The organism is Desulfurococcus sp. (assembly GCF_049970475.1).
In the GTDB taxonomy this organism is placed as follows: domain Archaea; phylum Thermoproteota; class Thermoprotei_A; order Sulfolobales; family Desulfurococcaceae; genus Desulfurococcus; species Desulfurococcus amylolyticus.
Genome location: NZ_JBMFMW010000037.1, coordinates 691 through 10,349, shown reverse-complemented (window position 1 = coordinate 10,349; position 9,659 = coordinate 691). Strand labels below are relative to the sequence as shown.

General features: G+C 44.1%; 8 protein-coding genes. 2 read left to right on the top strand and 6 right to left on the bottom strand.

What is annotated here, in order from left to right; translation table 11 throughout:
- Positions 1 to 159: 159 nt before the first annotated feature.
- Together ACP5N5_RS03530 and ACP5N5_RS03525 are read right to left on the bottom strand one after the other, a co-directional pair.
- Positions 160 to 915: a hypothetical protein gene (locus tag ACP5N5_RS03530; RefSeq protein ID WP_428133001.1), complete on the bottom strand. Its 756-nt coding sequence runs from the start codon at positions 913 to 915 to the stop codon at positions 160 to 162.
- Between the two features lie 8 nt (positions 916 to 923).
- Positions 924 to 2,666 carry a type II secretion system F family protein gene (locus ACP5N5_RS03525; RefSeq protein ID WP_428132998.1) on the bottom strand — a complete coding sequence of 581 codons (1,743 nt, stop codon included), beginning with the start codon at positions 2,664 to 2,666 and terminating at the stop codon, positions 924 to 926.
- Between the two features lie 135 nt (positions 2,667 to 2,801).
- Here ACP5N5_RS03525 and ACP5N5_RS03520 point away from each other — a divergent pair, with 135 nt between their 5' ends.
- On the top strand, positions 2,802 to 4,502 hold the full coding sequence (locus ACP5N5_RS03520) for a type II/IV secretion system ATPase subunit (protein ID WP_428132995.1): 1,701 nt from the start codon (positions 2,802 to 2,804) through the stop codon (positions 4,500 to 4,502).
- A gap of 31 nt (positions 4,503 to 4,533) precedes the next feature.
- On the opposite strand, the gene ACP5N5_RS03515 is transcribed toward ACP5N5_RS03520, so the two are convergent.
- On the bottom strand, positions 4,534 to 5,340 hold the full coding sequence (locus tag ACP5N5_RS03515) for a hypothetical protein (protein WP_428132993.1): 807 nt from the start codon (positions 5,338 to 5,340) through the stop codon (positions 4,534 to 4,536).
- Positions 5,341 to 5,439: 99 nt separating this feature from the next.
- Here ACP5N5_RS03515 and ACP5N5_RS03510 point away from each other — a divergent pair, with 99 nt between their 5' ends.
- Positions 5,440 to 6,396 carry a DHH family phosphoesterase gene (locus ACP5N5_RS03510; RefSeq protein ID WP_428132991.1) on the top strand — a complete coding sequence of 319 codons (957 nt, stop codon included), beginning with the start codon at positions 5,440 to 5,442 and terminating at the stop codon, positions 6,394 to 6,396.
- Here ACP5N5_RS03510 and ACP5N5_RS03505 read toward each other — a convergent pair.
- The 3 genes from ACP5N5_RS03505 to ACP5N5_RS03495 all read right to left on the bottom strand — a co-directional run.
- A complete protein-coding gene (locus ACP5N5_RS03505) occupies positions 6,393 to 6,938 on the bottom strand; it encodes a DUF429 domain-containing protein (RefSeq protein WP_276813609.1) in 546 nt (181 codons plus the stop codon). The genes ACP5N5_RS03510 and ACP5N5_RS03505 overlap by 4 nt on opposite strands.
- Positions 6,932 to 8,302, bottom strand: coding sequence for a geranylgeranyl reductase family protein (locus ACP5N5_RS03500; protein ID WP_428132987.1), 1,371 nt, complete (start codon positions 8,300 to 8,302; stop codon positions 6,932 to 6,934). The genes ACP5N5_RS03505 and ACP5N5_RS03500 overlap by 7 nt, the downstream gene beginning before the upstream one ends.
- An 89-nt stretch (positions 8,303 to 8,391) precedes the next feature.
- On the bottom strand, positions 8,392 to 9,659 hold a 1,268-nt coding region (locus ACP5N5_RS03495), incomplete at its 5' end, for an AMP phosphorylase (protein ID WP_428132982.1).

The window sequence follows — 9,659 nt, the reverse complement described above, 5'->3', positions numbered from 1 at the left end:
CACCGTTCACGAAAACCACCAAATCATCTTTTAGTATATCAATATTTATTTTAACCCTAATAATAATTTACAACTTACTTTTCCAATATTTCATCCAATGATTTATATCTTAATGTCACTACCTATATAGTTATGGAAACACCGCTGGAAAACCGATGCTTAACCTATTAAAACTCCTATGTTTACGAACCGAATGACAACTGTTGTAAACACTGCTGGAAAACCAGAGGTAACCGTTTGATCAAGAGGGGTGATCGTAGCTTTTACATTACTAAAAACAATATCCCTTACTCTAGGCAATACTACTATATGTCCCTGCCCAGTCACCATGGGAGGTGTGTCCTCACCATTCACGCCGGTTAGATTAAACAACCATACCTCCAGCATCCTGGTGTTGTTCAGTGATTTAATAGAGTAGTATATCCTGCATAAATCCAGTACAAGTATACTCCAGCCGTTGGAATAGTATTCGTAGATTAATGGAACAGTATTAATATCATTAACTACTGTAATATTATCACCCCTTAGCTTCACAGGGGTTGAACTAGTTACAACAGGCCTCGGTACACCAGCCCTTAAGACATAGCATCTAGTTGTATTTAGGGACCATATAAGACTATTGTTTCCTGCATCACGCAATATTATAGATAGGTTTACATCCCGGTAGCTATATCCTATTGAAACGGCTTCATGAGGATAGGTGAAATCCATGGCTGTGTTGTTAGTGAACCTAGTGATAATGGCTTCAGCAATATTGTTGAACATGGATACTGCATAACCATACTCTGTTAAAGCCTTAGCGTAGTCAACGTAGAATATGGCATAAAAGAATATGGCGAGGGATATCAGGGTTACCACTGTGAATAATATTACTCCAGCCAATATTTCGCTTACAGCTCTACTGCTTCTAACCATATCATACACTACCCCGTGAATAATGGTGAAACCAGTATCGCCGCCAGAGTTATTAGGGTCAGTAGTATGGCGTGGAATAATCCAGCTATCAATCTACCCGAGGATATTTTACCCGCGACAAGCCCCATGATATAGTTATTTAATACTATGCTAGGTAAGACCAGCCCAGCTGCCTGACCAAATGCCCCCACCCGCACCGGTAGTTTAGCCATGTAGCTAACCATGTATATTACTGTAACCGCTGAGAGTATCCCGCCCATGTATGGGACTATCATGAGGGTCCTTAGGCTCCTCTTCTTCTCATCCTCTATTGCTTCAACGCTCTCTGCGAACCATGCTAGGTTCTCAAGCACCTCTACTGTTCCTCCCCCGACTTCTATGGAGTCCGTGAGTATGAATAATAGTACCTGCCCCGTCCAAGACCTTATCTTCTTCATTAACTCATCAATAATTCTCCTTAATGGAACACCTATGCTTAGCTCCATAGCCGCCTTCCTAAGGTATTGGGTGAAGACACCGTAGTCCCTACTACTGAGCTCTATAATGCTTCTCTCAGGTGGTAACCCGGTTTTCCTTACCTCGACTAGGTCTCTGAGGAACCTTGTTATACCTCTCACCACCTTATACTCCCTTGATACATACAAATAGTAGATGAAGCCGGGTATGGTAGCTATAATTAACGCTGTTGATAAAGCTATAGTTGAGTACATGTAGCCGGGTGGGTTGCCCACGCCGAACAACAGGAGCATTCCCCCAATGAATTGGGTAACGGGGTTTAATCTCAATGGATTATATGGTGGAAGCATTAGGTAGAAGAATATGCCGAATAATGAGAGGACTAGTATTATAGGTATAAAGGTGGCGAAGAACACCATGTAGGGCTTCCAATCCATATATGGATCCTTATACTGGAGTAGATCGGCCAAATATATTATGACGCCGCTTAACAAAGGCATAACTATGTAAAGGAAGAAGAACATTCCCCCACTTGATAAACCAAAAGGCACCACCCCAGCAAATCCCGTGGTCACGAAGTATAGCACGGTAAAGCTTATCATGGTTAATAAAACCATGGCTAAGTAAGCCTCGAGGAGCCCACCAAGCCTGTCGGCAATAATTTTCATGCCGACAAGCATCTCGTTGAAGAGCAACCTAGATCTCTTATTGAGGTAATCAATAACGTCTCCCCCAGCCTTCACTGTGGCTATATAACCTGACAAAGTCTCCTTAACCCTAGAGCTAGCAACCCTCTGAGAGAGCTCATCGAAAGCCGTTAATGGATCCCTTCCGAGAACCCTGCTTAACAATATGAATCTCTGGGCCAGCTCACTACTCCTCTTAAATATAATACTGCCCCTCAAAACCCTCTCAAAAGCTATGTATGGTGAAAGACCACTCATAACCATCGTACTGAGATAAGCTGATAGAAACGGGAACTCTCCATCAATCGATGAAGCCCGGCTAGTCGCGATGAGGGATGGGAGGGACACCATGAGTAATAAGACTATAGTGGGAAGAATGACCAGTATGATTACGAGGAGTGGGTTGTGAAATAAGAATACAGCTAAAACAATTAAAGATATTGATGTAATTAGGGAAACCAGGAACATGAAGCCCGTGAAAGACGCATAGACCTCTGAGTGAACGTGTATACCTGATTTCTTCACAGAGTCAGATATGTTTGGAAACCATTTTAAAATCTGCTCACCGATCCAGTGGAAATGACGGTAGATCCAGTTCCAAAACCTCATAATATATACACCTACCACCACATCTAGACTTTCAACTTAACTTTAACTTAAAAATGCAGGCTTATTTATATTATTAACTAGTCTAATAAATATTTTGTAAGAAGTATACCCGTTAAACATAGCTAATATTTGGATATGGAGGTATCAAGCTTGAAATTAAAGATGCCATTGATTAAGCTGAGGAAGGAACCTGTGGAAAAGAAATCCGAAGTGAAGAAAGCGAAGATATTAAAGGAAAGTATTACAGCTATCGAGGAACTAGTACAGGTATCGACGAGAGATCCCTCCTGGCGCATTCTCGATTCATACTACATATATAAGCCATTCGTTAAGATAACCATTGCTGAAACACCTAAGGGACCCATGTACTTCGTGGAGGAACAGGGGCTGGACGAAGAAGATAAGATAGCTCTGGAGAAACTCTACGAGATCCTTATGGATGAGATAAGACCGCCCCAGAGAAGAGAGGATCTGGCTGATCTAAGGGGATACGTGTTTAAGGAGGTCGAGAGGATCAGTGAGAAATACCGTGAGAAACTGGGTATGGTTGGATCTAGAAGGCTTAAGGTGATGTATTATATCGAGAGGAATCTCCTCGGTTACGGCGTACTAGACCCGATAATGAAGGATCCCAATATAGAGGATATCTCCTGCAACGGCGTGGGGATACCAGTATTCGTCTGGCACAGGAAGTACGAGAGCATACCCTCCAACATCACATTCGCCGCTGAGGAGGCATTGAATGAGCTGATAATGAAAATGGCTCATATGGCGGGTAAGCATATAAGCATAGCATACCCTATTCTAGACGCAATGCTACCCGAGAAACACCGTGTTGCAGCAACCTACGGTAGAGAGGTTTCCACCAAGGGGCCATCCTTCACTATACGTAAGTTCCGTGAGAAACCATTCAGCATCATAGAAGTTATCGAGCAGGGTAACATAGATGCTTTATCTGCAGCATACCTATGGATGCTTCTAGAGCATGGTAAGACATTCATGATTGCTGGTGGCACCGGTACAGGTAAAACAACAATGCTGAACGCGCTTTCAATGTTCATTAAGCCAGGTATGAAAATAGTGACAATCGAGGATACACCAGAACTAAACCTGCCCCATGTCAACTGGGTTCAGTTAACCAGCAGGGAAACCTATGTTGTGGGGACGCAGAGTCTTGGGACAAGTGTGAAGCTCTATGACCTGGTAAAGTTAAGCCTTAGATATAGGCCTGATTACGTGATTGTTGGAGAGGTGCGTGGCGAGGAGGCATCTGTATTATTCCAGGCAATGGCAACTGGGCACAGTGGTGCCAGCACCATCCATGCTGAAACACTTGACTACGCTATTAAAAGACTTACAAGCCCTCCGATGAATATCTCTCCAGCATATATGAAGCTTATGAATGTATTTATGCATATCCAGAGAGTGATCACTAGGGTGGAGAAAGGAGTGGTAAAGGTTAGGAGAAGAATAACCGTGGTACAGGAGGTCGAGGACTTTGAAAAATATAGGTCGATAAGCGTATGGGATCCAAGAACAGATACACATAAAGTAGGCCTGAAAGAGAGCATCCACCTAGAGGATGTCGCGGCAAAGAAAGGATGGGACCTGGAAGATGTCATAGAGGAGATAAAGAGGAGAGCACTTGTCCTCGAGTGGATGAAGGAGGAGGGGATTAAAGATGCCTGGGATGTCTCAAGAATAATCTTTGACTACTACTATGAGCCGCAACTAGTGTATGAGAAGGCTGTTAAACGATTGACAGAGATAAGAGGGGAGAGTAAGGAGAAGATCAGTGAGGAGATCACAGCAGAAACCAGGCCTGACGCTGGGTAGATTTAATAGCATTGAATCTCGCACCTAGAGGTTAGCCGATTAGTTGAAACTCTATTCTAACCTCCAAGCCCACCTCATGTAACTCCTTTAGTATCGGTAAATCCTTCTCTATATTAGTCTTTAATTCGCTATCTCTACATTTACCAAACAACCCCCTCTTTCTGAGCTTAACCTTAACCACTAATACCTCGTTGCTTAGATCGGTTGAGATATCATCAATCATCATACATCCATATAGTTCAGCTGTCTCACTTATAATATCTCTTAAATGCTTTACAAATCCCTTTAATCTATCTTGATCTATAGCTGGCGGGACAACTGGTTTCACAGTCTCGGTGATTCGATGAGCAGCCCCCTCTCCTGCTAGTGGGGCAGCTGGTTTCACACTCTCTATAGATTTACCACCGGGTTCTACAGGTTGTGTCACTTTTACTTCCCCAGCTTGCACACTAACCTGTGCTCCTGATTCCCCTTCTCTCTGCTTAGCTGTGAGGTTGAATACGCGGCACTCAATCATCGATGATGCAAGCTTTCTACTGAAATCCCTTAGAGCCATATACCCCGGTATTCTAATCGATGTCTCAAAATATTCGACTATTGACTTGATTACCCCGTCCTCGACTAGTATGGTGTAGCTGATGTCATCCCGGCAGGAGAGCAGGTAGGAGCCCTTTGAGAGCCTTGAAGAGATAAGTTCTACGAAATCAGCCAATGTAATGGTAACGGTTTCAACATACTGTCCTCTTAAAAATAATTCAGCCTCTTTAACAGGGTCTTCAAGTAAATTAAGACTACTTGGATCGTGTTTCAACCCTGTTAAATCCTGAAAATCGCTCAAAACATAATACACCTGTTCCCAGTATTTATCTAGATGAGATTTACTTATAAGGGTTCACTCCTAAATCAGGGAAGAATAAGGATTGTAGTGTGGTTCACCATGAGTAATACATTGATAATAACACACACAGACATGGATGGCGTTGCATCGGCAGCACTATACATATATTTAAATAATCTAAGGGACTACCGTGTATACTTCACTGAGCCATATAACCTCCACGAAGCACTCGAGAGGAATAATGGCAAAGAATATTCGAATATAGTAATCACAGACATAGGGGTTAATCCAACAGTTTTCGAGAGAGTTAAGGAACTCCTAGACGATTATCGTAGAAGAGGGAGCAGGATATACTGGTTCGACCACCATGTATGGAGCACCAAGTGGATCCAGGAGGTGAGAAGCATAGGGGTTGAACTATACATTGATGAATCCACATGTGCCACAGGAGTGGTATACAAGTATAGTAAGCACGGGGTAGACGCTAATGAAGACTTCGTCTCCAACCTTGTCAACGGAGTTTGCGCAGGCGACTTATGGAGATTTGATCACTGGCTGGGCCCATACTATATAAGGCTGATCAGGAGAAAGGATAGCAATGAGTGGAGAAGACGGGTCCTCAGCAGGCTTACCGAAGGCGTCTACTGGGATCCATCCTTCAATGAAAAAATCTCAGCCACAATAGACTTGGAACTAGGGTTGTTCAGAGATGATATTAGAAAAATCATCAGAGAGATGAATGGTTTCAGGGTATGTATCGTTGAGTCAAATGAGAATGTGGAAAATAGTTTCCTGGCCTCATTTATAATGGGGCGCTTCAACACCGATGTCGCTGTCATCGCCTCAAGCGATGGAAAACTGAGCTTTAGAAGCAGAGGTGTAAACGTGAGGGATATAGCAGTAGCACTGGGGGGAGGCGGGCATCTAACCGCTTCAGGGGCCAGGGTCAATATACCATGGAGGATCAGGGTTTTATCCAAGATTTCGAGGGAAGCATTGTTAAAACATATTGCCAGTAGAATAGAAGAGTACTCAAGGCTTTTACAGCCAATTTAACCACACAGGGGTTTAAGAAGGAAGATCTCGCCGTCAGGAGCCTTGAATGAGACAGCTTCTCCTCTAGCATACTCCATTGCAACAATAGAAGCTATTAAAGCGTCCTCCTCATCCCTGGTTAGGCCAGTTCTAGCTGGGAGACTCATCTTCTCTGCTAACTCATAAATGCTCCTACATCCACTTGACTTTAAAGCACTCCGTGGATGAGTCTCTACGACTCTAATACCCATATTGAAAAGTATTCTAGATAATCTAGCAGCCCTCTCATAGAGGAGCCTCATACCATGCCAACCCGGGGGCAATACCCTGTATCCATTATTCAGGAGTAAGAGATCCACTTCACGGTAACCATGGCCAGGCGTTAAGGGGGCGTCTAGTGCAACTATATTGGGCTTAAATGTCCCCAGTAAATCAATTATTTCTCCATCACTGTAAAGGACTCCTATAAAAACTATTCTGGCCCCACCGTTGTGCTTGATTAATGCTACGCCTGTTGGATTCCTCGGTGAACCAGCTAGATCTATACCAGCATATATCACCATTTAACTCTTTCTCCCTTATTGAATCCTATTATCCTCCTGTATTCTTCAACCATGTCTTCAACCATCCTCATCCAGCTTGGTAGCTCGTTAGGCGTCGAGGGGTATTTATCAAGATATAGCTCGCTTGCCTTCTTCATGTAGTTTCTCACAATCCTTAACTGGTTTAGCAGGCTCGGCCTACTTAAGGCTCTCAACACTGAGAGTATCATGTGAGTTATTTTCTCACCTAACTCGCCTTTAACGCCTATATCATAGACGGATGCACCGTCAACGATCTTATTCGCCATCAACCATTCGAAATCCTCATTGGAGAGCTTCTGCATATACATCCTTAGGATATCTAGTCCTGCTTGCTTAGCCCCATAGGCCCTCATATACTCTATGTTTGCCTCCCACATTGTCTTCTCACTGACCTCTCCCTGCTCAAGGGCATCCCCTACATGTCTAGCTACTATATCAGCTGCCTCCAGTGATGAACCTATACCACCTCCATGCACAGGGTTTACTGTATATGCTGCATCACCAACAACACCGACGTTCCTCCAGACCATGGTTGGCAGCGGTCTCCGTGTAGGTACGATTCCTCCTCCTGCATGTAGTACTTTACCATTGAATCTTTGTCTGAGGTACTTATCATAGTTATGCCTTGGATTGTGGAGTCCATTCCATATTACTCCCAACCCGACATTGATCACCCTGCCATCACGTGACTTGGGGAAGAGCCACCAGTAGCCGCCTGGGGCTATAATAGTGTTCAAGTATATTACAGCGTAATCCCTATCCTCCTCCCTTACACCACCATCGTACTCTACTACCTCTCTATAAGCTATATTGAAGTCTGTTGTATAGGGTTTATCAGAAATAGGCCATGTCTCGGGAAGCCTGCTCCTTAAAGCTGGTTTTGAGCCGCTTGCATCAATGAATGCTTCTGCCTCTAATTCCACTGTGCCTCCGCCAACCTTCTTTGCTATAATAGAACCTACCCTATCACCCGTCATATTCACCCCTATGACACTATGCTGGTCGAGTAATTCCACACCCCTATCAAACGCCTGCTTAAGCAGCCATTGTCCCAGTTTAACCCTGTTAACGCTTACTCCCTCACCGGGAACAATTATCTCATGCCTCTCGCTTGGACTATATATCTTCACTCCCCTGTAGACATGGTCTATGATGTCTTCAGGCAGCTTCAACCCTATGTGCTGGAAATGATGTACACCTATTGCATCTCCGCATGTCTTATCCCCTATTTTACTGGCTGGCTTACTCTCCACTAACGCGACCCTGAACCCCTTTGAAGCCAAGACTAATGAGGAGTATAATCCAGCAACACCAGCTCCCACAACTACTACATCATACTTCAAAGCACTGGCACCCCTTATAATACTTAACTATGTTATAGTTAAATAAAAATAAAAAGCACTCCGGTTAGGGGCATGAATAATCTATTATCCTATGGCAGAGTCCTTAAAAGCATCCCCTCAACTATCACTGGCTGTAGGTCTCTTAGAAGCCTCACAGCTGTCTCAAGTCTTGACGCGCTGTCACTATATAACGTTATTAATGGATCACCCTTGTTAACCCTGTAGCCTACCTTTGCATGGAGTTTCACGCCAGCTCTTTTATCATAGGGGGCTCCACACGCCTTAGCTATTAGAGAGATAGCAGTGTTATCTATATGTGTAACAGCTCCCTCAAGCGGTGAGGTGAGAGTATATGTGTGAGAGCCTATGGGTATATCGCTTGGCTTGGTCTCAGGGTTCCCTCCTTGAGCCTCTATTATCTGCTTGAACTTCTCATATGCCTTACCGGATACGAATATCTCCCTAGCCACCTCCTCACCCTGCCCAGGCTGAACCCTTCCGCTTAACTCCATAACTAATCCAGCTAGGAGTATGGCTTTATCAATAAGGCTCCTGCTTCCCTTTCTCTCAATAAGGGCTTCTAGAGCTTCTCTCGCCTCTAGGGCCGGGCCAACCGATGTACCTATGGGTTGCCCACCATAGGTTAAGGCGACCCTCATTGCAACCCCTAGTAAACCGGCTTGCCTTATGAATAATCCTGCCAATTTTTCAGCAAGAGAAACCTTTTCAACCTTTGCCCCACGCCCCACTGGTATATCTATCACTAGTCTCTCCACACCCATAGCGAGCTTTTTGGATAATATACTTGCAACCATTTGTTGCTCGGGATCTATGGAGAGCCTTCTCTCAATATTAACAAATATATCGTCCGCTGGAGCCAGATTAAGCCTACCTCCCCAGGCTAAAACGCCTTTAACCTTCCTAGCTATCTCAACTATCTCATCGATCGTTAGATCAACCCTAGCTAAGACCTCCATAGTATCAGCTGTGCCAGCCGGGCTCGTTATGGCTCTACTACTGGTTTTAGGTATTAATAACCCTGAAGCGGCAACTATTGGTACTGTTATCAAAGCCACCTTACTATTACCAGGTACCCCTCCAATACTATGCACATCGTATACCGTCTCCTCAAATATGAGTTTACTTCCCGTTTCAACCATTGCTTTAACAAGATAGCTTAATTCCTCCTCGCTTAACTCATTGTAGAGCTGACTAATGAGGAAAGCCGCTATCTCAGCCTCGCCATAGATCCCGTTCACAACATCCTGTATAATACTCTTCATCTCGCTCTCAGAGAGCTTAACACCACTTATCCTCTTCTTTAACGCATTGAAGCTAGCCGGTAACCCAATGGGTT

What these genes read in the sequence shown, in the direction of transcription:
- ACP5N5_RS03530 (WP_428133001.1), bottom strand. Translation starts at nt 915, where the DNA reads ATGGTTAGAAGCAGTAGAGCTGTAAGCGAAATATTGGCTGGAGTAATA.
- ACP5N5_RS03525 (WP_428132998.1), bottom strand. Translation starts at nt 2,666, where the DNA reads ATGAGGTTTTGGAACTGGATCTACCGTCATTTCCACTGGATCGGTGAG.
- ACP5N5_RS03520 (WP_428132995.1), top strand. Translation starts at nt 2,802, where the DNA reads ATGGAGGTATCAAGCTTGAAATTAAAGATGCCATTGATTAAGCTGAGG.
- ACP5N5_RS03510 (WP_428132991.1), top strand. Translation starts at nt 5,440, where the DNA reads ATGAGTAATACATTGATAATAACACACACAGACATGGATGGCGTTGCA.
- ACP5N5_RS03505 (WP_276813609.1), bottom strand. Translation starts at nt 6,938, where the DNA reads ATGGTGATATATGCTGGTATAGATCTAGCTGGTTCACCGAGGAATCCA.